Source organism: Microbacterium sp. Root166, assembly GCF_001427145.1.
Lineage (GTDB): Bacteria > Actinomycetota > Actinomycetes > Actinomycetales > Microbacteriaceae > Microbacterium.
Window position 1 is genome coordinate 392,341 of sequence record NZ_LMGL01000001.1, and the last position, 21,978, is coordinate 414,318.

The 21,978-nt window shown below is 70.3% G+C and carries 22 protein-coding genes; 12 read left to right on the forward strand and 10 right to left on the reverse strand.

From position 1 onward, the window contains the following. The first annotated feature begins 27 nt into the window (after window positions 1–27). Window positions 28–1,254, forward strand: coding sequence for an MFS transporter (locus ASD56_RS01750; protein WP_055960541.1), 1,227 nt, complete (start codon window positions 28–30; stop codon window positions 1,252–1,254). A gap of 12 nt (window positions 1,255–1,266) precedes the next feature. Here ASD56_RS01750 and ASD56_RS01755 read toward each other — a convergent pair whose 3' ends face one another. The 3 genes from ASD56_RS01755 to ASD56_RS01765 all read right to left on the reverse strand — a co-directional run bounded on the left by ASD56_RS01755 (window position 1,267) and on the right by ASD56_RS01765 (window position 3,027). Continuing rightward, window positions 1,267–1,485, reverse strand: a complete 219-nt coding sequence (locus ASD56_RS01755) for a hypothetical protein (RefSeq protein WP_055960544.1) — start codon at window positions 1,483–1,485, stop codon at window positions 1,267–1,269. Window positions 1,486–1,528: 43 nt separating this feature from the next. Then, on the reverse strand, window positions 1,529–2,044 hold the full coding sequence (locus ASD56_RS01760; protein WP_055963450.1) for a gluconokinase: 516 nt from the start codon (window positions 2,042–2,044) through the stop codon (window positions 1,529–1,531). A 74-nt stretch (window positions 2,045–2,118) separates the two neighbouring features. Further along, the gene (locus ASD56_RS01765) at window positions 2,119–3,027 is read right to left on the reverse strand and encodes an alpha/beta hydrolase (protein WP_055960547.1); all 909 of its coding nucleotides are present in this window, start codon (window positions 3,025–3,027) and stop codon (window positions 2,119–2,121) included. A gap of 126 nt (window positions 3,028–3,153) precedes the next feature. On the opposite strand from ASD56_RS01765, the gene ASD56_RS01770 reads away from it, so the two are divergent. Together ASD56_RS01770 and ASD56_RS01775 are read left to right on the forward strand one after the other, a co-directional pair. Continuing rightward, window positions 3,154–3,477 carry a hypothetical protein gene (locus ASD56_RS01770; RefSeq protein WP_157535711.1) on the forward strand — a complete coding sequence of 108 codons (324 nt, stop codon included), beginning with the start codon at window positions 3,154–3,156 and terminating at the stop codon, window positions 3,475–3,477. 103 nt (window positions 3,478–3,580) lie between these two features. Beyond that, on the forward strand, window positions 3,581–4,975 hold the full coding sequence (locus ASD56_RS01775) for a glutamate decarboxylase (protein ID WP_055960551.1): 1,395 nt from the start codon (window positions 3,581–3,583) through the stop codon (window positions 4,973–4,975). A 122-nt stretch (window positions 4,976–5,097) separates the two neighbouring features. Here the strand turns inward: ASD56_RS01775 and ASD56_RS01780 are convergent, their stop codons facing one another. Next, window positions 5,098–6,267 (reverse strand): thiolase family protein, encoded by a 1,170-nt coding sequence (locus ASD56_RS01780; protein ID WP_055960553.1) that lies wholly within the window; start codon window positions 6,265–6,267, stop codon window positions 5,098–5,100. Between the two features lie 204 nt (window positions 6,268–6,471). On the opposite strand from ASD56_RS01780, the gene panD reads away from it, so the two are divergent. The 7 genes from panD (at window position 6,472) to ASD56_RS01815 (ending at window position 14,814) form a co-directional block, all read left to right on the forward strand. After that, a complete protein-coding gene (gene panD, locus ASD56_RS01785) occupies window positions 6,472–6,855 on the forward strand; it encodes an aspartate 1-decarboxylase (protein WP_055960555.1) in 384 nt (127 codons plus the stop codon). Between the two features lie 90 nt (window positions 6,856–6,945). Continuing rightward, window positions 6,946–8,415: a pyridoxal phosphate-dependent decarboxylase family protein gene (locus ASD56_RS01790; RefSeq protein ID WP_055960557.1), complete on the forward strand. Its 1,470-nt coding sequence runs from the start codon at window positions 6,946–6,948 to the stop codon at window positions 8,413–8,415. Further along, the gene (locus ASD56_RS01795) at window positions 8,412–9,740 is read left to right on the forward strand and encodes a lysine N(6)-hydroxylase/L-ornithine N(5)-oxygenase family protein (RefSeq protein ID WP_055960558.1); all 1,329 of its coding nucleotides are present in this window, start codon (window positions 8,412–8,414) and stop codon (window positions 9,738–9,740) included. Before ASD56_RS01790 ends, ASD56_RS01795 begins: the two co-directional genes overlap by 4 nt. Further along, on the forward strand, window positions 9,737–10,318 hold the full coding sequence (locus tag ASD56_RS01800) for a GNAT family N-acetyltransferase (protein WP_055960560.1): 582 nt from the start codon (window positions 9,737–9,739) through the stop codon (window positions 10,316–10,318). The genes ASD56_RS01795 and ASD56_RS01800 overlap by 4 nt, the downstream gene beginning before the upstream one ends. Further along, complete coding sequence (locus tag ASD56_RS01805) at window positions 10,315–12,102, forward strand: IucA/IucC family protein (RefSeq protein ID WP_055960561.1); 1,788 nt, start codon at window positions 10,315–10,317, stop codon at window positions 12,100–12,102. The genes ASD56_RS01800 and ASD56_RS01805 overlap by 4 nt, the downstream gene beginning before the upstream one ends. A 4-nt stretch (window positions 12,103–12,106) precedes the next feature. Then, entirely contained in the window at window positions 12,107–14,200 is a 2,094-nt protein-coding gene (locus ASD56_RS01810; RefSeq protein WP_055960563.1) for a penicillin acylase family protein, read from the forward strand. Further along, window positions 14,197–14,814 carry a GNAT family N-acetyltransferase gene (locus ASD56_RS01815; protein ID WP_055960566.1) on the forward strand — a complete coding sequence of 206 codons (618 nt, stop codon included), beginning with the start codon at window positions 14,197–14,199 and terminating at the stop codon, window positions 14,812–14,814. The genes ASD56_RS01810 and ASD56_RS01815 overlap by 4 nt, the downstream gene beginning before the upstream one ends. Here the strand turns inward: ASD56_RS01815 and ASD56_RS01820 are convergent. After that, window positions 14,811–15,479 (reverse strand): DNA alkylation repair protein, encoded by a 669-nt coding sequence (locus tag ASD56_RS01820; RefSeq protein WP_055963453.1) that lies wholly within the window; start codon window positions 15,477–15,479, stop codon window positions 14,811–14,813. The two genes, ASD56_RS01815 and ASD56_RS01820, sit on opposite strands and share 4 nt — an antisense overlap. Before the next feature lie 58 nt (window positions 15,480–15,537). Here ASD56_RS01820 and ASD56_RS01825 point away from each other — a divergent pair, with 58 nt between their 5' ends. Continuing rightward, window positions 15,538–16,326 carry an EI24 domain-containing protein gene (locus ASD56_RS01825; protein ID WP_082541172.1) on the forward strand — a complete coding sequence of 263 codons (789 nt, stop codon included), beginning with the start codon at window positions 15,538–15,540 and terminating at the stop codon, window positions 16,324–16,326. Between the two features lie 64 nt (window positions 16,327–16,390). Here the strand turns inward: ASD56_RS01825 and ASD56_RS01830 are convergent, their stop codons facing one another. Further along, entirely contained in the window at window positions 16,391–16,669 is a 279-nt protein-coding gene (locus ASD56_RS01830) for a GlsB/YeaQ/YmgE family stress response membrane protein (protein ID WP_055960570.1), read from the reverse strand. A gap of 241 nt (window positions 16,670–16,910) precedes the next feature. On the opposite strand from ASD56_RS01830, the gene ASD56_RS01835 reads away from it, so the two are divergent. Next, window positions 16,911–17,768 (forward strand): sulfurtransferase, encoded by an 858-nt coding sequence (locus ASD56_RS01835; protein WP_055960572.1) that lies wholly within the window; start codon window positions 16,911–16,913, stop codon window positions 17,766–17,768. 202 nt (window positions 17,769–17,970) lie between these two features. On the opposite strand, the gene nagB is transcribed toward ASD56_RS01835, so the two are convergent. The 4 genes from nagB to ASD56_RS01855 are packed head-to-tail and all read right to left on the reverse strand — an operon-like array spanning window position 17,971 to window position 21,957. Beyond that, the gene (nagB, locus tag ASD56_RS01840) at window positions 17,971–18,756 is read right to left on the reverse strand and encodes a glucosamine-6-phosphate deaminase (protein WP_055960573.1); all 786 of its coding nucleotides are present in this window, start codon (window positions 18,754–18,756) and stop codon (window positions 17,971–17,973) included. A 3-nt stretch (window positions 18,757–18,759) separates the two neighbouring features. Further along, window positions 18,760–19,677: a carbohydrate ABC transporter permease gene (locus ASD56_RS01845; RefSeq protein ID WP_200947438.1), complete on the reverse strand. Its 918-nt coding sequence runs from the start codon at window positions 19,675–19,677 to the stop codon at window positions 18,760–18,762. A gap of 2 nt (window positions 19,678–19,679) precedes the next feature. Further along, window positions 19,680–20,660 carry a carbohydrate ABC transporter permease gene (locus ASD56_RS01850; protein ID WP_055960575.1) on the reverse strand — a complete coding sequence of 327 codons (981 nt, stop codon included), beginning with the start codon at window positions 20,658–20,660 and terminating at the stop codon, window positions 19,680–19,682. 49 nt (window positions 20,661–20,709) lie between these two features. Beyond that, a complete protein-coding gene (locus tag ASD56_RS01855) occupies window positions 20,710–21,957 on the reverse strand; it encodes an extracellular solute-binding protein (protein WP_055960577.1) in 1,248 nt (415 codons plus the stop codon). Window positions 21,958–21,978 lie beyond the last annotated feature (21 nt).

Here is a 21,978-nt window from a genome sequence, read left to right on the forward strand (position 1 = left end):
CCGCGGCGTACATACACAGGAATTCAGATGCACACCACTGCCGTCCTCGAGCGGCGTCCGAGCCTCATCCGTGAGGCCGGTTTCGCCTATTTCCCGATCGCCCTGATCGCCCGGCTGCCCTTCGCCATGATGGTCGTCGGCATTTTGACGCTCGTCGTCTCGGCCCGCGGCTCACTCGCCCTCGGCGGCCTCACGTCCGCGATGACGGGCCTCGGCACCGCCCTGATCGGCCCCCTGCTCGGCGCCGCGGCCGACCGTTTCGGTCAGCGCCGCGTGCTGCTCATCTCGGGCACGGTCAACAGCCTGCTGCTGCTCACGATCGCGTGGCTCGCGTTCGCGACGGTTCCGGATGCCGCGCTCCTGGTCGTCGCCTTCCTTATCGGCGCCTCGATGCCGCAGGTCGCGCCGCTCTCGCGCAGCCGCCTCGTCGGCATCATCGGCCGCACGTTCAGCAAAGCCCGCCGCGCCTCGGCCGTCGGCGGCACCATGGCGTACGAGTCGGCGGCGGACGAGATCGTCTTCGTCTTCGGCCCGGTCATCGTGGGCCTGCTCGCCACGACGATGAGTCCGGCCGCCCCGGTCATCGGCGCCGCCGTGCTGGCGCTCGTCTTCGTCAGCGCCTTCGCCCTGCACCCGACGGCCACGATCGCCGCCCCCGCGAACGGGGTCAAGCCGCCGCAGGCGCCCGCACGCGAGCTCGCCCGGCCGGCGCTGGTCGCCGCCGTGGTGGGCGCCCTCGGCATGGGGCTGTTCTTCGGCGCGATGCTCACCTCGCTGACGGCGTTCATGGCCGAGCGCGGCGCACCGGAGCAGGCGGGACTCGTCTACGGCGCGATGGGCATCGGCTCGGCCGCTCTCGCCCTGGGCGTGGCGCTGTTCCCGGCGCGGTTCACGCTGGCTGCGCGGTGGCTGGTCTTCGGCGGCATCCTGGTCGCCGGCACGCTCGCCCTCCCCTTCGTGCAGAGCGTCGGCGGGATGACGCTGAGCCTGCTCGCGATCGGGATCGGCATCGGTCCCACGCTGGTGACGCAGTACAGCATCGCCGCCGCGCGCAGTCCCCTCGGCCGATCGGCGACCGTCATGACGATGCTCGGGTCGGCGATCGTGGTCGGCCAGTCCGCGGCATCCGCTCTCACGGGGCTGCTCGCCGAGAACGCCGGCGCGACTGCGGCGCTCATTGCGCCGATCCTGGCCGCCGGGCTGGTCCTCGCCGCCGGCGTCGCGAACGCGGTGCTCACGCGCACGCGCTCCTGAGCCAGGACCGACTCAGAGGGCGGCGATGCGCGTCTTGAGCTCTTCGAGCGTGTCGGGCGGAAGCTGACCGCCCGCCATCTTGAGCACGGCCGCGGCGGGCATGCTCTTGGCGAAGCCGATCATGGGGTGGTCGGGCAGCTCGGGCACGAGTTCGACGATGATGCCCCGCGCCTCCGGATCGTCCAGCAGCTCACCGAGCGTCGTGGTCTCGAGGTCGTACTTGCCGGGCATGCGGTCCCCCTTGTGCGAAACCGGGCCGGTCGGCCCGGGGTCGCTACAGGATGTCAGACTTCGCGGCATCCGCCCACCGGTTGCGGGCCTCGGCCACGATGTGCTCCACCGGAGCGTCGATCGACACGACGGTGCCGTGCTCGTCGGCTTCGAGCGGCTCGAGCGTCGCCAGCTGCGAGGCGAGCAGCGCGGGCGGCATGAAGTGCTCCTCGCGCGTGGACATGCGGGCGGCGAGCAGCTCGGGCGGGCCGTCGAGGTGGACGAAGAAGACGTCTCCGCCGGCTTCGCGCAGCACGTCGCGGTAGCGGCGGCGCAGCGCCGAACAGGCGACCACGGCCAGGCGGCCGGCAGCGGTCTCGGCCGCGATCGCGGCGGCGACGAGGGCGAGCCACGGCATCCGGTCCTCGTCGGTGAGCGGGATCCCGGCGGCCATCTTCGCGACGTTCGACGCCGGGTGCAGGTCGTCGGCGTCGATGTACACGCCGCCGATCTCGGCCGCCAGCCCGATCGCGACGGTCGACTTGCCGCAGCCGGAGACGCCCATCACGACGACTGACATGGGGGTCTCCTTCATCGGCGGGCGAGCTGCCCTCGCATCCAGGCTACCCGCGCGATGGCAGCGGGCACGCCCCGTTACAGGCGCTCCCCGAGCCAGGCGCGGGCACGGATGAGCAGCTCTCGCGCGAGGTCGGTGTCGGCCGCGTACGCCTCGAATCCGTGGGGGACCCCCGACACCACGTCGAGCGTCACGTCGACGCCTGCCTCCTGCAGACGCCGGGCGTAGTCGAGGTCCTCGTCGTAGAAGAGCTCGACGTCGGAGGTGTAGATCCAGGTCGGCGGCAGGCCGTTGAGATCGGTCCGGCGCGCGGCTGCCGCGTAGGGCGGCAGCTCCGCCGCCCCGGGCTCGGCGCCGAGGTAGGAGCGCCATCCGACGAGGTTGGACCGGTTGTTCCAGACGAAGTGCGCGTCGGCGTCGCGCCCGCGGTCGGCGGCCGTGCGGTCGTCGATCATCGGGCACAGCAGCCACTGCCCCGCGAGCTTCACGCCGTCGTCGTGCAGGCGCTGCACGAGCGAGGCCGCGAGACCTCCGCCCGCGCTCTGGCCGCCGACCGCGAGCCGGGAGACGTCGAGCCCGAACTCGGACGCGTGGCGCAGCATCCATTCCCAGCCGGCGTAGGCGTCATCGAGGGCGGCGGGGAACGGATGCCGCGGCGCGAGGCGGTAGTCCACCGAGACGATCGTCACGCCGAGGTCGCGGGCGGTCTCCCCGGAGAACGTGTCGTCCATCGCCGCGGCGCCGAGCACGAGCCCTCCGCCGTGGATCCACAGGAGCCCGGCACCGGAGGGGTTCGGCGGCACGTACACCCGCAGCTTCAGCCCGCCATCGCGGATGACGCGACGCTCGACGCCGTCGACCCGCTTGCCGGGGATGAACCTCGACCCGTTGCTGATCAACGACAGCATCACGCGGTTCTCGAGGTTCAGCACAGGAGCCTTGGTGGTGGCCTCGCGGAGTGACGGGTCGATGCGGGCGATGTCCATGGGGCTCCTCGGGAAGGGACTGGCGGGACGGACCGGACAGGATAGTCCGGTCCACCTTTGCACAAGATCGGACGCCGCGCCGCCGGGGTGCTTGCCTCGACGTCGCACTGGGTCGAACGTGCTCACATGGCCTATTCCTTCCGCGGCGCGGCGCGCAGAGGCACCTTCTGGCAGCGGCACAGCCTCTCGCTGGTCCTCGCCGCGATTCTCATCGTCCAGACGGCGATCGCACTCTGGGCCGGGCACACGGTATGGGTGGGCGAGCAGGAGGCTCATGGCGTAGAGCTCGTCGCCGGCGACTTCTGGGTCTGGTTCATCTGGGAGTACAACATCAGCCTCGTCGCCGACACCTTCGGCGTGATCCTCATCGTCCTGCTGTCGAAGCGCCTCGAGGAGCAGGACAGCGCCGAGTCGACCCATGAGCAGACGGGCGGCGAAGACCGCTCTTGACCCCGGGTCGCGGCATCCGCGATCCTGACCACGCACCCTCCCCGACGACTTCCGTCGCGCCAAGTAGGACGCCGACTCCGGCCTGATCCGAAGGAACCCTCGCATGCTGCACAAGAAGGACGACGTCCGAGACGAACTGCTCGACGAGGTGTTCGCCTCGGGAGACCTGTCGGTCTCACTGCCGAAATACCGGATGCCGCAGAAGGAGCACTTGGCTTCCCACGCGTACCAGGTCGTCATCGACGAGCTGATGCTCGACGGCAACTCGCGCCAGAACCTCGCGACGTTCTGCCAGACCTGGCTGGAACCCGAGGTGCGGTCGATCATGGCCGAGACGCTCGACAAGAACATGGTCGACAAGGACGAGTATCCGCAGACCGCCGAGATCGAGGCGCGCTGCGTCCACATCCTCGCGGACCTCTGGAACTCCCCCGACGCCGAGAACACCCTCGGCACGTCGACCACCGGATCGAGCGAGGCGGCGATGCTCGGCGGCATGGCGCTGCTGTGGAACTGGCGGGCACGTCAGCGTGCAGCCGGCAAGCCGATCGACAAGCCCAACCTGATCTGCGGCCCCGTGCAGGTGTGCTGGCACAAGTTCGCCCGGTACTGGGACGTCGAGCTGCGCGAGATCCCCATGGAGGGCGACCGCTTCATCATGACCGCCGACGAGGTGATCAAGCGCGTCGACGAGAACACCATCGGCGTGGTCCCGACACTCGGTGTCACCTTCACCGGTCAGTACGAGCCGGTCCACGCGGTCAGCGACGCGCTCGACAACCTGCAGGAGGAGACCGGGCTCGACATCCCGATCCACGTCGACGGTGCGAGCGGCGGGTTCATCGCCCCGTTCACGATCCCCGAGATGGTGTGGGACTTCCGGCTGCCGCGCGTGAAGTCGATCAACACCTCGGGTCACAAGTTCGGACTGGCCCCGCTGGGTGTCGGCTGGATCGTCTGGCGTAATGCCGCGGAGCTGCCCGAGGACCTGATCTTCAACGTCAACTACCTCGGCGGGAACATGCCGACGTTCGCGCTGAACTTCTCTCGCCCCGGTGGCCAGATCGTCGCGCAGTACTACAACTTCGTCCGGCTCGGCCGCGAGGGCTATCGCAAGGTGCATCAGTCGTGCCACGACACCTCGATGTACCTCGCCGAGGAGATCTCGAAGCTCGGGCACTTCGACATCATCAACAATGGCAGCGCCGAGTCCGGCATCCCGGCGGTCTCGTGGAAGCTCAAGGACGGCGTCGACCACCCGTTCACGCTCTTCGACCTCGCCGACCGCCTGCGCACGCGCGGGTGGCAGGTGCCGGCGTACACGATGCCGGCCGATCGGCAGGATCTGCCGGTGCAGCGCATCCTGGTGCGACAGGGCTTCGGCCGGGACGAGGCGTCCCTGCTCATGAGCGACTACCGCGCGGCCATCGAGCACTTCGACAAGCACCCGATCGTCAACTCCATGACCGAAGAGGAAGCCGGCAGCTTCCACCACTGACCGGCGCGGGCCCGCATGGTCGCGGCGCTGCCGCTGGGCGAACGGACGCAACATGCCGCTACGGGAGCGCGGTGACGGCGTGTCGCGTCCGTTCGTCGCGACAGAGACGGATGCCGCGGCCGTCAGCGCTCGAGCACGACGGCGAGCCCCTGACCGACGCCGATGCACAGAGCCGCGACCGTGACGCCGCCGCCCCGGCGACGCAGCTCGTGCGCGGCGTGGCCGATGATGCGGGCGCCCGAGGCGCCGAGCGGATGCCCGATCGCGATCGCGCCGCCGTGGACGTTCACCCGCTCGGGGTCGAGCTCGGGCCAGCCGGCCAGGCAGGCGAGGCTCTGCGACGCGAAGGCCTCGTTCAGCTCGACGAGGTCGACGTCCGCCCACGTGCGTCCGGCGCGGGCCAGCGCGCGGTTGGCGGCCTCGACTGGTGCGACGCCGAACACGTCCGGATTGTTGCCGAAGACGCCTCGACCGGTGATGCGAGCCAGGGGCTCGGCATCCACTTCCCCCTCCGCCCCGAGCAGCACCGCAGCCGCACCGTCGTTGATCGGCGACGAGTTGCCGGCGGTGACGGTGCCGTCCGCCGCGAACAGCGCCTTGAGTCCGCCGAGCTTCTCGAGAGTCGTGTCGTCTCGGATGCCCTCGTCGCGAGCGAGCTCAGCTCCGGGGACCTGCACGATCTCGCCGTCGTAGGCGCCGTCCGCCCACGCCGCCGCGGCCAGGCGGTGGCTTCGGAGGGCGAAGGCGTCCTGCGCTTCGCGGGAGATGCTGTAGATGCCGGCGAGCTTCTCGGCGGACTGGCCGTTGCTGATGGTCCACTCCGCGGGCAGCCTCGGGTTCGTCATGCGCCAGCCGATCGACGTGTTCCACATCGTCGGGTTCCCGATCGAGGCGAACGGCCGCTGCGGCTTCTCGACGACGTACGGCGCGCGGCTCATCGACTCCACTCCGCCGGTGAGCACCACCGCGGCGTCACCGGTCTCGATCGCCCGCGACCCCTGCATCACGGCTTCGACGGACGATCCGCAGAGCCGGTTGACGGTGACGCCGGGGACCGTGGTGGGGAAGCCGGCGAGGAGGGCGCCCATCCGCGCGATGTTGCGGTTGTCCTCGCCCGCCTGGTTCGCGTCGCCGAAGATGACGTCCTCGATGCGTGCCGGATCGAGGCCCGTGCGCTCGACGACGGCCCGCATGACCACAGCCGCCAGGTCGTCGGGACGGACGCCCGACAGCGCACCGCCGGCACGCCCGAACGGCGTCCGGACGGCGTCGTAGATCCAGGCAGCGGGCATGTCGATCTCCTTCGAACGGCTTCCTCGAGAATACGTCCGCGGGGAAGTCGCCGTTTCTCCCGAGATCGCCACTTCGCAAGAGGAATTCGTGCGAATCCGGCTTGCGAAGTGGCGATCTCCTGCGAAGTGGCGGGCTGCCCCGGCCGGTGGTACGTAGGCAGTATTCTTGAACCCGGTCCAGATTCCCGCACCGAAGGCGAGACGTTGCTCCGCACCCTGCTCAAGTCCAAGCTCCATCGCGCGACGGTCACCGGCAGCGACCTGAACTACGTCGGGTCGATCACCATCGATGCCGACCTGCTCGACCTCGCCGACATCCTGGAGAACGAGCAGGTGCACGTCGTCGATGTCAACAACGGCGCGCGCTTCGAGACGTACACGATCGCCGGCGAGCGCGGGTCCGGAACCGTGCAGATCAACGGCGCAGCGGCACGCCTGGTGCACACCGGTGACATCGTGATCGTGATGTCGTACGCGCAGTACGACCGCGACGAAGTCGCCGTCCACCTGCCGACCGTGGTCGACCTCTCCGAGTCGACGGGCGAAGGCCTCAATCGCGCGGTGCGCGTTCTCAGCTCCGCGGGCTGACACACAGACCGGACAGTTACGTCCGAGTTGACACACGGCATCTCGTCATCCAAGTTAGGTAAGCCAAACCTAACCTAAGGAGTCGCTCCGGTGTCCGAAGTGCTGTCCCGTTCCACCGCCGACCTGTACCGCTCGCTCATCGCCCAGACTTCCACGGTCGTCGCGGATCGCTTCGCCTCCGTCACGCGTCCCGCGTCCGGCGCCTCGCGCGCCGAGCTGCAGCGACTGGTCGACGACGTCGACCTCGACGGCGCCGGAGTCGGCACCCCGGATGCGATCCGCGAGATCGACGAGCTCTTCCTGGAGCATGCGGTCTGGTTCCATCACCCCGCCTACGCCGCGCACCTGAACTGCCCAGTCGTCCTGCCCGCCGTCGCCGCCGAAGCCGTGCTCGCCGCCGTCAACACCTCGGTCGACACCTACGACCAGTCGGCGATCGGCACCCTCATGGAGCGCCGGCTCATCGACTGGGCCAGCGGCCTCGCCGGCTTCGACCATGGTGACGGCGTCTTCACCTCGGGCGGGACGCAGTCCAACCTGCACGCGCTGTTCCTCGCCCGCGAGGCCGCACTCGCCGGCATCGACGCACCTCGCTCCACAGCGATCGCGAGCCTCGTCGTCCTCGCCACCGCCTCGAGCCACTTCAGCGTCGCGAAGTCCGCGCTGCTGCTCGCCCTCGCCGACGACGCGGTCATCGCGGTAGAGGACGACGGCGAAGGGCGGATGGATGCCGACGCCCTCGACTCCGCGCTGCGGCGGGCCGCGGCATCCGGTCGTCTCCCGATGGCCGTCGTCGCGACGGCCGGGACCACCGACCGCGGCGTGATCGACCCGGTCGGAGCCATCGCGGCGGTGTGCGACGCTCACGACGTCTGGCTGCACGTCGACGCCGCGTACGGCTGCGGGCTGCTGGTGTCGCCGCGCCACCGCCCCCTGCTCGCCGGCATCGAGCGGGCCCGGTCGATCACGGTCGACTTCCACAAGAGCTTCTTCCAGCCGGTCTCGTCGAGCGCGCTGCTGGTGCGCGAGCCCCGCGACCTCGCCGCAGGCGCCTGGCACGCCGACTACCTCAATCCCGCCGACAGCGAAGAGCCCAACCAGGTCGACAAGTCGCTGCAGACCACGCGACGCTTCGATGCGCTCAAGCTGTGGGTGACGCTGCGAGCTCTCGGCGCCGACGGCATCGGCGACATGTTCGACACCGTGCTCGACCTGGCCGCTGCGGTCAGTGATGAGGTCGCCGCCGACCCCGAGCTCGAGCTCGTCGGCCGGACGCAGCTGAGCACCGTTCTCTTCCGCGTGCTGCCGGGCGCCGGCCCCGAGGTGCAGGACGCGCTCGTCGCCCAGGTGCGCCGGGTGCTGTTCGAGTCGGGTCGTGCGCTCGTCGCGAAGACGGTGATCGACGGGCGCCCTTGCCTCAAGCTGACGCTGCTCAACCCCGAGACGACGCTGGAGGATGTGCGCGCGATCCTCGCGATGGTCAAGGATGCCGCGGCCGCCCTCGCCGGGATGGACCCCGACCTCGACGACATCCTCGTGGGATCGGAGGCCTCGGTATGAGCGGGCACGTCCACGACGTCGTCGGCATCGGCATCGGGCCGTTCAACCTCGGCCTCGCGTGCCTGACGCCGCCGACCGGGCTGGACGCGGTGTTCCTCGACGGCGCCGACGGCTTCCGGTGGCACCACGGCATGATGATCGAGGGCGCGACGATCCAGGTGCCGTTCCTCGCCGACCTGGTGACGATGGCCGACCCGACGTCGGAGTACTCGTTCCTCAACTGGCTGAAGCAGACCGGGCGGCTCTACCCGTTCTACATCCGCGAGAGCTTCTCGGCCCTCCGCGTCGAGTACGACGCCTACTGCCGCTGGGCCGCGGAGCGGCTGCCGAACCTGCGCTGGAACTCCGAGGTCGTCGCCGTCGAACACGACGCCGCCGAAGACGTCTACGTCGTGCGCGTGATGCGCACCGACACCGGCGAGGAGAGCGAGGTGCGCGGCCGGCACGTCGTGGTCGGCGTGGGCACCCGCCCGGCCGTACCGCGAGCGCTCCAGGGACTGGCCGGCCCGGTGATCCACAGCTCGGAGTACCGCGAGCGTCGCGACGCGCTGCGGGCCTCCGGCTCGATCACGGTGGTCGGCAGCGGCCAGTCCGCGGCCGAGATCTACCGTGATCTGCTGGAGGGCACCCGCGCGGACGGGTATCGGCTCGACTGGATCACCCGGTCGCCGCGGTTCTTCCCGATGGAGTACACCAAGCTCACCCTCGAGATGACCTCGCCCGAGTACACCGACCACTTCCACGCTCTCCCGCTGGACGTGCGCAGCCACCTCGGCCGCGAGCAGCGCAGCCTCTACAAGGGCATCTCGGGCGATCTCGTCGACGACATCTACGACACGCTCTACCGGCTGAGCGCCGAAGGCCCGGTGCCGACGACGCTGCTGACGGACACCGAGGTGACCTCGGCCGAGTGGGACGGCGAGCGCTACCGGCTGCGCCTGCGCCACGGCACGCTCGACAGTGAGCACGAGCGCGAGACCGAGTCGCTCGTGCTCGCCACCGGCTATGCGGCCGAGACTCCTGCCTTCCTCTCCCTCGTCGCAGATCGCCTGGACTGGGACGCCCGCGGGCGCCTCGCGGTGGCCCGCGACTACAGCATCGACGGCGGCCGCGGTCGCATCTTCGTGCAGAACGGCGAGGAGCACACCCACGGCCTGACCGCACCCGACCTCGGCTTCGGGGCCTGGCGCAACTCCTCGATCCTCGCGTCGATCACCGGGCGCGAGGTCTACCCGATCGAGCGTCGGATCGCGTTCCAGGACTTCGGCGTGCCCGCCGATGCGAGCGCGCCCCGTTCGGCCGAAGGGCTGGAGGTCGCGCGATGACGACGCTCACCGGACTCGACGTCGCACTCGTCCCCGCCGACCCACGTCGCGACGCGTCGACCCTGCAGGGCTGGCTGTCCGACCCCCACGCGGCGTTCTGGGGCATGGGGGACCTCGACGTCGCGGCCGTGGCCGACTACGTCGCCGCCGTGGCGACGGACCCGTATCAGGATGCCTGGCTCGGCCTGGTCGACGGCGAGCCGACGTTCTTCGCCGAGACGTACGACCCCGCCCGGGTGCTGCTGACCGACGTGCACGACGCGCTTCCGGGAGACGTCGGCATGCACGTGCTCATCGCACCGCCCACCGGTCATCCCCGCCACGGGCTCACGGATGCGGTGTTCGCCGCAGTCATGTCGTGGTGCTTCGACGAGCTCGGCGCGCAGCGCGTCGTGGTCGAGCCGGACGTCCGCAATGCGGCCATCCGCCGCAAGAACATCCGGGCCGGGTTCACCGAGCTCGCGGTCGTGCTGATTCCGGAGGGCGCCGACCGCAAGACGGCCATGCTCTCGGTCTGCACCCGCGAGGACTTCACCGGCTCCGAACTGGCCCGCACCGAACGAGAAGGACGCGCATGATCGCCGCGGCGACGCACCTCACCCCCGACAACCTCGAGTCCGCCCAGCGGCACCTCGTCGCCAAGGCGATCGCCGAGTTCAGCCACGAGCGCCTGCTCGCTCCCGAGGGGCACGGCGACGGCTGGCGGATCGAGACGCCGCTCGGCGGCGCGGTCTACCTGTTCGACGCGGAGCGCACCGAGCTCGAGCACTGGGTCATCGACGAGGCGAGCCTGCGCCGGCTCGTGGACGGCGAGCCCGCGCCCCTCGACGCACAGGCGCTGATCCTCGAGCTGCAGCCGACGCTCGGCCTGTCCGACGCGCTGCTGCCCACCTACCTCGAGGAGATCGCGTCGACACTGGGCGGCGCCGCGTTCAAGATCGCCCGCGGCGGTCCGTCCGCTGCGCAGCTCACCGAGGCCGACTTCCAGACCGTCGAAGCGGCGATGACCGAAGGGCATCCAGGGTTCGTCGCGAACAACGGGCGGATCGGGTTCGGAGTCGCCGACCACGCGGCGTTCGCGCCCGAGGCCGGCCAGCCGTTCCGGATGGTCTGGGTCGCGGCCCGCCGGTCCGCATCGCATCTTGCCCTGGGGGCGGGCCTGGACGAGGCATCCCTCCTTACCACCGAGCTGAGCACCGCCGAATGGGACACCTTCCGCACGCGCCTCGAGGACGTCGGCGAGGATCCCGCGGACTTCCACCTGCTGCCGGTGCACCCCTGGCAGTGGGAGAACCGGGTGGCGATCACCTTCGCTCCCGACCTCGCCCGCCGCGATCTCGTACTGGTCGGCGAGAGCGCCGATGAGTATCGCGCGCAGCAGTCGGTGCGCACGATGTTCAACCTCACCCACCCCGAGCGGCACTACGTCAAGACCGCGCTCGCCGTGCAGAACATGGGGTTCCTCCGCGGGCTCTCGCCGGCGTACATGCGCGTCACGCCGGCCATCAACGACTGGGTCGCCGACCTGGTCGCGAGCGACGCCACTCTCAGCGATGCGGGGTTCCGCGTCCTGCGCGAGCGGGCGTCGATCGGCTACACGGGTGACGCCTACCACCGGACGCCGGCGCCGTCGGCACACCGGAAGATGCTCGCGGCGCTGTGGCGCGAGAGCCCCGTGCCGCTGGTCGCGCCGCACGAGCAGCTGGCCACCATGGCCTCGCTGCTGCACCGCGACGCCTCGGGCGCGTCGGTGGCCTCGGCGCTGATCGACGCGTCCGGCATCGCCGCGGCCGATTGGGTTCGCGCGTACCTGCGCGTGTACCTGCGGCCTCTCGTGCACTGCCTGCTGGCGCACGACCTCGCGTTCATGCCGCACGGCGAGAACCTCATCCTGATCCTCGACGGCCACGTGCCCACCGGCGTCTTCATGAAGGACATCGGCGAAGAGGTCGCCGTGCTCGCCGACCGCGACCTGCCCGAGCAGGTGCGGCGCATCGTCTCGCCGGTCGATGACCGAGAGAAGGCGCTGGCGATCTTCACCGACGTGTTCGACGGCGTGCTGCGCCACCTTGCCGGAATCCTCCACGTGGACGGCACGCTGCCCGAGACGGAGTTCTGGCGGATCGCGGCCGACACGGTCGACGAGCATGCGGCGCAGCATCCGGATCTCGATTCCCGCGTCGACCTGCGCGCCGACTCGTTCGCGCATTCGTGCCTGAACCGCCTCCAGCTGCGCAACACGTTGCAGATGGTGGACCTCACGAACCAGTCCGCGTCACTGATGTACGCGGGCACTCTCGCCAATCCGATCGCGCGCGTGCGCACCGGACGCGCGGATGCGCGGGAGTCCGTGGGAGTCTGACGGCATGGCGCAGGTGTACCGTGACGACCTCGGCATCCCCCACATCCGCGCGACGGATGCCGGGGACCTGGCCGAGGCGCAGGGCGAGGTGACCGCGCGCGACCGCGGATGGCAGATCGAGGTCGACCGGCTGCGCGCGTCGGGGCGCCTGTCGGAGCTGATCGGCGAGGCAGGCACGACGTGGGATGTGTTCGCCCGGCGTGCCCGCCTCGACGACACCGCGCGGCGCGCGTTCGCCGGGCTCGATCCGGAGACGCGCGACTTCGTACAGCGGCACACGGTCGGCGTGCGCCGGGGGATGGCGGATGCCGGGCGCAAGGCGACCGAGTTCGCGTCGCTCGACGCGCTGTTCGGCGATGCGGTCGCGCTGACACCCTGGGACGACCACGACCCGCTCGGCGTGCTGCACGTCGCGCACGCGCTGTTCTCGACGTTCCCCATCGTGCTGTGGCGGCAGCACGTCGCGCAGACCCTCGGCGACGACTGGGTGGAGGTGCTGGCCGGATACGGCGACGAGACGGTGCCGACCTCGGGCAGCAACGCGTGGGCGCTGCACGGGTCACGCACCGCGAGCGGTCTGCCCCTGCTGGCCGGCGACCCTCATCGCATCTTCGAGCTGCCCGGGGTCTACCAGCAGATCCGCCTGGCGTGCGACGAGTTCGACGTCGTCGGCCTGGCCTTTCCCGGGGTCCCCGGAGTGCCGCATTTCGGGCATGCCGGGCACGTGGCCTGGGGCGTGACCAACGCGATCGCCCACGCGGTCGACGTGTTCCGCGAACGGCTGCGGGTCGTGCCCGGCGGCTACGAGGCGCTCGGCCCGGACGGCTGGACCGCGGCGGATGTCGAGCGCTCCGTCGTGCGCGTGCGCGGCGGCGCGGACGTCGAGGTCGAGGCGATCGAGACCGAGCGCGGCACCGTCGTCACCGACCTGCACGAGGTCGGCGACGAACTCGTCGGCTGGAGCGTCCGCATGCCGGCGCGGGCCGACGCCGACCTCGGTGCACGCACACTGCTGACGCTGCTGCGCGCACGCACGGCCGACGACGTGATCGACGCCTTCTCGACCTGGGTCGATCCGGTCAACCGCGTACTCGCGGCCGATCGGGAGGGCGAGGTGCGGTCGGCGACCGTCGGACGCGTCCCCCACCGCGAGCCTGGTGCGCGCAGGCTGCCGCTGGACGGGGCCTCGACATCGCCGGTGCCCGATGCGCCGGCGCCCCCGCGCGCGGTGGTGCACGACATCGCCGTCGACGCGAACGAACGCCCCGCCTCGACGGACATCGACCTCGGCTGGGCCTATCCCTCGCCGCATCGCGCCCGCCGCATCCGCGAGCTGCTCGACACGACGCGACCGCGCACTGCCGCCGAGTTCGTTCCCGTGTGGGGTGACACCGAGAGCGGATCCGCGCGGGCGCTGCTGCGGCTCCTGCCCGCCGGCGACCTCCCACCCGAGGCCGCGCGCGTGCGCGACGAGCTCGCCGCCTGGGGCGGGCGAATGGATGCCGCATGCGCCGCCGCGGGCTTGTTCGGCGCCTGGCGCACCGCCCTCGTCCGTCGCGTCGCCGCGCACCCGGTGCTGGCGCCCCTGCACACGCCGCACGGGTGCGGGGCGGTCTTCACCCCCTGGCTCGGAGCGACCGCCCAGGTCGCTGCCGCACTCCCGCGCCTGCTCGCGCACCCCGCGCTGCGCGACGACGTGGCCACCCTGATCGTCGGCGCCCTCGAGGATGCGGCCACGGCCGGCACCTGGGGCGAGACCCACCGGCTCCTGCCGCTCCACGTTCTCGTCGACGTGCCCGGAGCCGCCGATCCCGGCGCGGACCTCGGCGTCGCGCTCTCGGGCGACGGCGACGCGGTGCGCTGCACCGGCTCGACTCCCGGCGTGACCGACCGCAGCTGGCGCGGCTCGGTCGCACGCTGGGCGTGGGACCTCGCCGATCGCGACAAGAGCCTGTGGAGCGTGCCGTTCGGCGCCTCCGGAGATCCCGCCTCACACCACTTCGCGGACCAGCTCGCGGCATGGGCCGATGTCCGGCCCACTCCCGTCGTGACCGACTGGGCGCGCCTGCGCCACGACGACCCCACCGGAGCACCATGACCGCCGCCCCTCCGTCGACCCAGCGCCTGGTCGCCGGCCGCGCCGGCGAGAGCGTCCACGTCATCCACGACGCCGAGCTCGGCGAGATCACCTTCACCGTGCTGGATCCGGATGCCGACCTCGATGTCGTGCACGCCTGGGTGAGCGCACCCGGCGCGCAGTTCTGGGGGCTCGCTGAGCTGCCGCGCGACGAGCTGCGGGACCTCTACGCGTACGTGGACGAACTGCCGAGCCACCACGCCTTCCTCGTCCGGCGCGATGGGCTGCCCATCGTGCTGCTGCAGACGTACGAGCCCGAGAACGATCCGCTCGGCGAGGTCTACGCGACCGAGCCGGGCGATGTCGGCATCCACTTCCTGCTCGGCGCGCGCGGCGCACCAGCGCGCGGCTTCACCACACGGATCGGGCACCTCATCGCGTCGTTCCTCTTCTCGCGGCCCGAGGTCGATCGCGTCATCATCGAACCGGATGTCGGGAACGACCGCGCGGTCGCCCGGGTGCGGCTCTTCGGCTTCGAGCTCGGCCCGCACGTCGAGCTGCCGCACAAGACCGGGCAGCTCGCGTTCCTCACGAGGGCCCGCTGGCGCGAGCTCAGCGCGAGGCAGGCGGGCTAGGAGCCCTGCCGCCGGACGATCTCGTTGATCCAGATGGGCGCGAAGGGGGAGGTGCAGCCCGGCGGGGTCGGATAGTCCTTGAGCACTTCGAGCCGCTCGCCGATGTCGAGCGCTCGCGCGCGCAGCGACGGGTGGTGGATGCCGATGGCCGCCAGGCAGCTGTTCATCTCCCACTGCTTGCGGGCAGGTGCCGTCTTCATCTCGGCCTCGATCGTGTCGAGCAGGCCGTCGAGGTCGAGCAGCTCCGGACGCTTCGCGACGGCGTCGGCGGTCAGCGCCCAGCCGGCGCTCGCGACGACGGGATCGGCATCCTGGATCCACAGCACCCGGAGCTCGTCGGCGTGGGGCCCCTTCTTCACGATGTAGTTCACGAGCCAGTCGTGGACTTTCACCGCACCGGCTTCGCGCAGCATCGCGTCGAGGTCCGCGGCGCTGTACGCCTTGGGCCGGCTGATGAGGAGCGCCACGAGCCGCGAGGGCGTCTCGCCGGTCGCCCACAGCCGCAGCGCGAGGTCCTGGTCGGTCTTCAGCGGCTTCGCCACCCCGCGCAGCTTGGTGAGGTTGACGCCGTGATCGTCGCCGTGCCGCTCGTTGACCTCGCGCATGCGGGGGTCTTCGAGGGCCGCGAGCTCCGCCCGGATCGCCTCGACCGTGGTGTCCGCCATGTTCTCCTCCATGAGTCGGAAGAAGCCTACGACGGCCGACTCGACGTAGGTTGAAGGGATGGCAGGCGCTGGTCACCACAGGCGACGCGGCCCCCTGGGCGAGTTCGCCCACGGGGCGGCGCTGCTCGGCCGCGGATTCTCGTACTGGCGTCGCAGGCCCGGCACGATGGCGCTCGGCCTCATCCCCGCCGCGATCGTGGGGGCGCTGTTCCTCGCGGGGCTCATCACGCTCGGCGCATTCCTGCCCGCGATCACCGAGGCCATGACGCCGTTCGCGGACGGCTGGCCAGGTGTCTGGGCGACGGTGATCCGCGTCACCGTGGGCACCGCACTGATGGGAGCCGCCCTGGTGCTCGTCGCGGTGTCGTTCACCGCGCTGACGCTCCTGATCGGCGAACCGTTCTACGAGCGGATCTGGCGAGCCGTCGAAGCCGAGCTCGGGACGGCTGACATCGACGCGCCGTACGGTTTCTGGCGTTCGGTCGCCGACACCCTGGCGCTCCTGGCCCGGGGCCTCGGGGTGGCGGCACTGGCGGCACTCATCGGTCTCGTGCCGGTCGTGGGCGGCATCCTCGCCACGGTCTTCGCCGTGCTGTTCACGGGGCACCTTCTCGCCACCGAGCTCACCTCGCGCGCACTCACCGCTCGCGGGATTCCGCCTGCTGCCCGGCGTGCCCTGATGAAGCGGCATCGCGCCCGTGTGCTCGGGTTCGGCGTCGCGACGCAGCTGTGCTTCATGGTTCCGCTCGGAGCAGTCGGGACGATGCCGGCCGCCGTGGCGGGCGCCACCGTGCTCGCGCGGTCACTGCTCGAGCCGGCTGTGGTCCCGGCGACCGGCCGCAGCTGAGCCCGGACGCACGATCGCGCCGGCCCCGCAGCGTGGCTGCGAGACCGGCGCGAGGGCCGTTGCGTCAGACGCGGTCGGTGCGACGACGCGCGACCGCGACGTAGATGCCGAGCACGATGACGGCGCCGATGATCGAGCCGATGATGCCGGAAGGCTGCAGGAAGCCGCCGTTGGGGTCCGCACCGAAGATGAGGAACCCGAGGAAGCCGCCTACGAACGAGCCGACGATTCCGAGGACGATGGTCATCAGGATGCCGATGCTCTGCTTGCCGGGGATGATGGCCCGAGCGAGAAGGCCTGCGATGAGGCCGATGATGATGAGGCCGAGGATGGTCCAGAGCATGATGTCTCCTTCATGTGATTCACGCCGCTTTGTGGACGACGCGCCGGGTGGTGCGCCGCTCAGGCTAGCAACGGCCCGGATTGCACGGCTCTGGCCTTGACAGACCCTTCCTTTCGGCGGTACGCGCGTCCGAGAGCCTCCTGCAAGGCACCGGACGCCCACATTTCGCTGGTTTGCACAACATGACGAAACATCTCAGGGCGCCTGTCGCCGCCGTCACCGGCTCAGCCACGCTCAGTTCATGAGCAACCTCATCGACACCTCGTCGCTGGCTGACGCGCTGTTCGCGCGCCAGAGCGTGCGACTGCTCGACGTGCGGTGGCGGCTCGATGCCCCAGAAGGGCGACCCGCCTACCTCGAGCGCCACATCCCGACGGCGGTATACGTCGATCTCGAACACGAGCTCTCGCGGCCCGGCAATCCGCAGGACGGGCGCTATCCGCTGCCCGACGTCGGCGAGCTCGAGACCTCGGCGCGGCGCTGGGGCATCAACGACGGCGAGCTCGTCGTGGCCTACGACGACAATGATGGGGTTGCGGCCGCCCGGGCGTGGTGGCTGCTGCGCCGGCGGGGAGTCGACATCCGCGTGCTCGACGGCGGCATCCGCTCGTGGATCGGCGCCGGGCTGCCGCTGCAGACCGGCGACTTCGTCCCGCGGCCCGGGAACGTGCGGCTGGCGAACGTCGACCCCGGCACCGTCACCCTGAGCGAGACCGCTCGCGCGCCGCATCTCGGCCACCTCGTCGATGCCCGCGCTCCGCACCACTACCGCGGCCGCGTGCAGGGTCAGGATCCCTACGCCGGGCACATCCCCGGGGCCGTGAACATCCCGACCGTCGCCCACATCGGCCCGGACGGCACGCTGCGCCACCCCGAGCTCATCCGGCAGACGTTGCGCAGCGCCGGCATCGACGACGACCGGCCCGTCGTGCTCTACTGCGGCGCCGGCATCGCCTCAGCCCTCTCGGCCCTGGCCTTCGCCGAGGCGGGGATCGAGACCCGGGTCTTCCCCGGGTCGTGGAGCCAGTGGTCCCGCACGCCCGGAGTTCCGGTCGCGGTCGGCGCGGCACCCGGCGACCTGTTCAGCCGCGAGCTCTGACCCGCCGCCCGCAGCGAGCGCGCCAGTTTCCTGCGAGCGCTGCGTCGCGCGACGGCGCGGTCGCAGCGAACTGTGGCGGTCGCCCAGAGCACGCGTGCACAACGTCGGCGATCCGCGACGACACGCCGGGAATCGGATGCCGCACCCGGCGTGTCCGCGGGAATCGCCGACGTTGTGCACATCGAGGCGGTCGGAGACCGGGTCAGGGCTGCTGCCAGGCCATCCGGTTCGCCCAGGCGTGGCGGTAGTAGTCGGCGAGCGCGAGCTCGGAAGCTGCGGCCTCGTCGACCACGACCGTGGCGTGCGGATGCAGCTGGATCGCCGAGCCGGGCTGCATCGCCGACAGCGGACCTTCCAGAGCCGCTGCCACCGCCCGGGCCTTGCGCTCGCCGAACGCGAGCAGCACGAGGTGCCGCGCGCGCAGGATGGTGCCGATCCCCTGGGTGATGCAGTGCATCGGGACGTCGTCGGGTGAGTCGAAGAACCGGGCGTTGTCGCTGCGCGTGGCCTCGGTCAGCGTCTTCACTCGGGTCAGCGAGGCGAGCGAGGACCCGGGCTCGTTGAAGCCGATGTGGCCGGTGCGGCCGAGGCCGAGGATCTGCAGGTCGACGCCGCCGGCGGCGAGGATGGCGGCCTCGTATTCCTCTCCCGCGGTGTCGATGGTCGCGGCATCGCCGTTCGGGACGTGCACGAGGGACGGATCAAGGCCGAGCGGCTCGACCACCTCTCGCGTGATGACCGAGCGGTAGCTCTCGGGATGCCCGGCCGGCAGCCCGACGTACTCGTCCAGCGCGAAGCCACGGACGTGGCGGACGTCGATCGACTCGTCGCGGATCCGCTGCGCGAGCGCGCGGTAGGTGCTCAGCGGCGTCGACCCGGTGGCGAGGCCCAGCACGGGCTGCGGCGTGGAGCGCAGCAGCTGGACGATGGTGTCGGCGACCAGGGCGCCCGCGGCATCCTGATCCTCGACGATGATGACTTCGGCCACGGCCTACTTCACGCTCCCTGCGGTGAGACCGCCCACGAGACGCTTCTCGATGAGCATGAACAGGACGACGACGGGGATGATCGCGACGAGCGAGACGCCGAAGACGTAGTGCCAGCTGGTCTCGTACTGCCCGACGAACTTGGTGAGCGCGACCGAGAGGGGCTGGTTGCCGGCGGTCGAGAGGATCACGAGCGAGGCGGCGAACTCGTTCCAGCAGGCGACGAACGTGAAGACGATCGCCGTGACGATGCCGGGCCAGACCAGGGGGAGGTTGATCTTGAAGAGCACCGTGAGCCGGCCGGCGCCGTCGATCTGGGCCGCCTCGTCGACCTCCTTCGGGATGCCCGCGAAGAAGGAGTGCATGATCCACACCGCGAACGACAGGTTGAACGCCGCGTTGATGAAGATCATCGCCGCCCAGGTGTCGACCAGGCCGAGGCTGACGAACTGACGGAACAGGCCCGAGGTGAGCACGGCCGGCTGCAGCATCTGCGTGATGATCACGAGGAACAGGAAGAACATGCGGCCCGGGAACAGGTACCGCGCCGTGTAGTAAGCCGCGGGCATGGCCACCAGGAGCACGAGCAGCGTCGCGACGACGGCGATGATGATCGTCGAGATCGTGTTCTGCAGCAGCGGCGTCTCGGGCGTGGACCACATGTTGACGTAGTTCTCCCAGTGCCATTCTGTGGGGAAGTACGTCGGTTCGACCGAGCGGATCTGCGCCTTGGTCTTGACCGAGCCGAAGAACATGATCGTGTACGGCAGCACGAAGATCAGCAGCACGACGAAGCCCGCGACCATGCGCAACACGACCTTGCCGAGCGGCACCTGGTCTTCGGTGTACCGGCGACGGCGAGCGGATGCCGCGGCCGGCGCGGCCCGGTCGGGAGCCGGTGCGGGAGGGGCGGTGAGCGTCATCGTCAGACCTCCTTCATCGGCTTGACGATCTTCACGTAGGCCGCGACGATCAGCATCACGATCAGGAAGGCCACGACCGACAGGGCGCTGGCGACGTCGACCTTCTGCTGGTTCTGGATGTATTTGAAGATCATCGTCATGATCGTGTCGGCGTCGTAGCCGGGTATCGAGCCGGTCATGACCTTGAGGATCGGCAGCGAGTTGAACACGTTGATGATGTTGATCAGCACGGCGACGGCGATGGCGCCGCGCAGCTGCGGCAGGATCACCGAGAAGTAGGTGCGGGTCGGGCTGGCGCCGTCCATCTTGGCGGCCTCGAGCACCTCGCCGGGCACTGTCTGCAGGCCGGCGAGGATCGTGTAGGTGGTGAACGGCAGCGACACGAACACGGCGACGACGATCGACCAGGCGAAGGCGGTCTGCGGATTGCGGGTCCAGCCGAAGCCCTCGGGGGTGTCGACGAGGCCGACGTCGACGAGGAACTTGTTGATGATGCCGAAGTACGGCTCCAGGCCGTAGTAGACGACCATCGTGGTCATGACGACCGAGGCGGCCCACGGGATGATCACGGCCAGGCGCACGATGCGCCGGCCGGGGAAGGCCTTGTTGAGGATCTGGGACAGGCCGAGCGAGATGATGACGGTCGCCGCCACCACCACGACGACCCACACGATCGTCCGCAGGAAGATCGGCCCGAAGTGGGGGAACGAGAAGACCTCGATGTAGTTGTCGAAGCCGACCGAGCCCTTGTCGAGGCCCGACACCGAGATGTCACGGGTGGAGTTGTAGAACATCACCGCGGCGGGGAAGACCACCACGCCCGCGATCAGCAGCAGGCAGGGTGCGATCCAGGGCAGTGCGTGAAGGAGATCGCGCCCGCTGGCCTTGGGCTTGTGGGGCTTGGTGCGCGGCCCGCCGGAGCGGGGGCGGCCCTCGGCCGCCCCCGCCTGGGGGATCGACGACGCGTCGGTCGTGGTGCTCATGATTCGGCGGTCACCGATCTCTCCGGGTTCGGTCGTGCGAGGTCGTGCGTCAGCCGGCGTCGGTCTGAGCCTGGACCTCGGTCAGCACTTCCTGTGCGGACTTCGTCTGGATCTGACCGAAGAGGGCCTTGAACGCGCCGTCGGCAGCCGACCACTGGGGGTTGGTGCTGGGGTAGAACTTCGCGTTGGGCAGCACGTCCAGGAACGGCTTGAGCGATTCCTCACCGCCGAGCGCCTCGGCGCCGGACTTGGTGGTGGGCAGGAAGCCCTCGGTCTGCACCCACGGCACGTACACGTCGGCCGAGTAGTAGTAGTCGAGGAACTTGGTGATGGCTTCCTTCTTGTCGCCGTCGTTCTCGAAGGCCATCAGCTGGTCCATGACGCCGACCGTGATCGGGTCGCCGCTCTCGGTCGGGATCGGGACGATCGAGTAGTCGAGGTCGGGGTTGCCCTCTTCGATCTGACCGACGGTCGGCGGCAGGCCCACCTGCATGCCGATCTTGCCCTGGACGAAGATGTCCATCAGCGGCGAGCGGTCCGTCGAGCCGGGGTCGGCCTGCGTCGCGCCGGCGTCGATCATCTTCTTGATCTGCTCGGCACCGGGAAGGTTCGACGGGTCGTCGATGGTGATCGCGTCGGCGTCGCCGAACGTGCCGCCGCCGCCCCACAGCCACACAGCGGCCTCGGCCTGAGCCTCCTCCGAGCCGAGCGGCATGCCGTAGCCGGCGACGCCGCCGCCGAGCGCGGACACCTTCACCGCGGCATCCAGCAGCTCGTCCCACGTCGTGGGCGCTGCCGCGACGCCGGCCTGCTCGAGCAGGGCGTTGTTGACGAACAGCGCGCGTGCGGACGCGATGAGCGGCAGCGCGTAGGCGGTGCCGTCGACCTCGGCGTTGGCGACGAAGGACTCCTGGAAGTCGCTGAAGGTCTCGGGCGAGACGACCTCTTCGGCGGGGTAGAGCAGCTCGTCGGCGGCGAAGCCGGCGAACGGTCCGCCGTTGTAGATGTCGGGGGCTTCGCCACCCTGGATCTTGGTGGCGATGACGCTCTCGAGGTTGTCCCACGACTGCACCTCGAGGTTGACCGAGATGTCGGGGTTCTCGTCCTCGAACCCGGCGATGACGTCTTCCCACAGCCCCTGGGTCGCGTCCGAGTAGCTGGGGACGAGGAGGTCGAGGGTCGTGCCGTCGGAGTCGGCGTCTCCGGATCCGCCGCCGCCGAACCCGCACGATGCGAGCGTGAGCGTGGCTGTGGCGGCGATCGCGATCGTTGCTCCCGCGCGTAGCGACTTCTTCATTCGTGTTTCCTCACTGTGTGG

Bases quoted from the DNA above. Each gene is read 5' to 3' on its own strand.
- ASD56_RS01750 (WP_055960541.1), top strand. From the start codon at position 28: ATGCACACCACTGCCGTCCTCGAGCGGCGTCCGAGCCTCATCCGTGAG.
- ASD56_RS01755 (WP_055960544.1), bottom strand. From the start codon at position 1,485: ATGCCCGGCAAGTACGACCTCGAGACCACGACGCTCGGTGAGCTGCTG.
- ASD56_RS01760 (WP_055963450.1), bottom strand. From the start codon at position 2,044: ATGTCAGTCGTCGTGATGGGCGTCTCCGGCTGCGGCAAGTCGACCGTC.
- ASD56_RS01765 (WP_055960547.1), bottom strand. From the start codon at position 3,027: ATGGACATCGCCCGCATCGACCCGTCACTCCGCGAGGCCACCACCAAG.
- ASD56_RS01770 (WP_157535711.1), top strand. From the start codon at position 3,154: ATGGCCTATTCCTTCCGCGGCGCGGCGCGCAGAGGCACCTTCTGGCAG.
- ASD56_RS01775 (WP_055960551.1), top strand. From the start codon at position 3,581: ATGCTGCACAAGAAGGACGACGTCCGAGACGAACTGCTCGACGAGGTG.
- ASD56_RS01780 (WP_055960553.1), bottom strand. From the start codon at position 6,267: ATGCCCGCTGCCTGGATCTACGACGCCGTCCGGACGCCGTTCGGGCGT.
- ASD56_RS01795 (WP_055960558.1), top strand. From the start codon at position 8,412: ATGAGCGGGCACGTCCACGACGTCGTCGGCATCGGCATCGGGCCGTTC.
- ASD56_RS01800 (WP_055960560.1), top strand. From the start codon at position 9,737: ATGACGACGCTCACCGGACTCGACGTCGCACTCGTCCCCGCCGACCCA.
- ASD56_RS01805 (WP_055960561.1), top strand. From the start codon at position 10,315: ATGATCGCCGCGGCGACGCACCTCACCCCCGACAACCTCGAGTCCGCC.
- ASD56_RS01810 (WP_055960563.1), top strand. From the start codon at position 12,107: ATGGCGCAGGTGTACCGTGACGACCTCGGCATCCCCCACATCCGCGCG.
- ASD56_RS01815 (WP_055960566.1), top strand. From the start codon at position 14,197: ATGACCGCCGCCCCTCCGTCGACCCAGCGCCTGGTCGCCGGCCGCGCC.
- ASD56_RS01820 (WP_055963453.1), bottom strand. From the start codon at position 15,479: ATGGCGGACACCACGGTCGAGGCGATCCGGGCGGAGCTCGCGGCCCTC.
- ASD56_RS01825 (WP_082541172.1), top strand. From the start codon at position 15,538: ATGGCAGGCGCTGGTCACCACAGGCGACGCGGCCCCCTGGGCGAGTTC.
- ASD56_RS01830 (WP_055960570.1), bottom strand. From the start codon at position 16,669: ATGCTCTGGACCATCCTCGGCCTCATCATCATCGGCCTCATCGCAGGC.
- ASD56_RS01835 (WP_055960572.1), top strand. From the start codon at position 16,911: ATGAGCAACCTCATCGACACCTCGTCGCTGGCTGACGCGCTGTTCGCG.
- ASD56_RS01845 (WP_200947438.1), bottom strand. From the start codon at position 19,677: ATGACGCTCACCGCCCCTCCCGCACCGGCTCCCGACCGGGCCGCGCCG.
- ASD56_RS01850 (WP_055960575.1), bottom strand. From the start codon at position 20,660: ATGAGCACCACGACCGACGCGTCGTCGATCCCCCAGGCGGGGGCGGCC.
- ASD56_RS01855 (WP_055960577.1), bottom strand. From the start codon at position 21,957: ATGAAGAAGTCGCTACGCGCGGGAGCAACGATCGCGATCGCCGCCACA.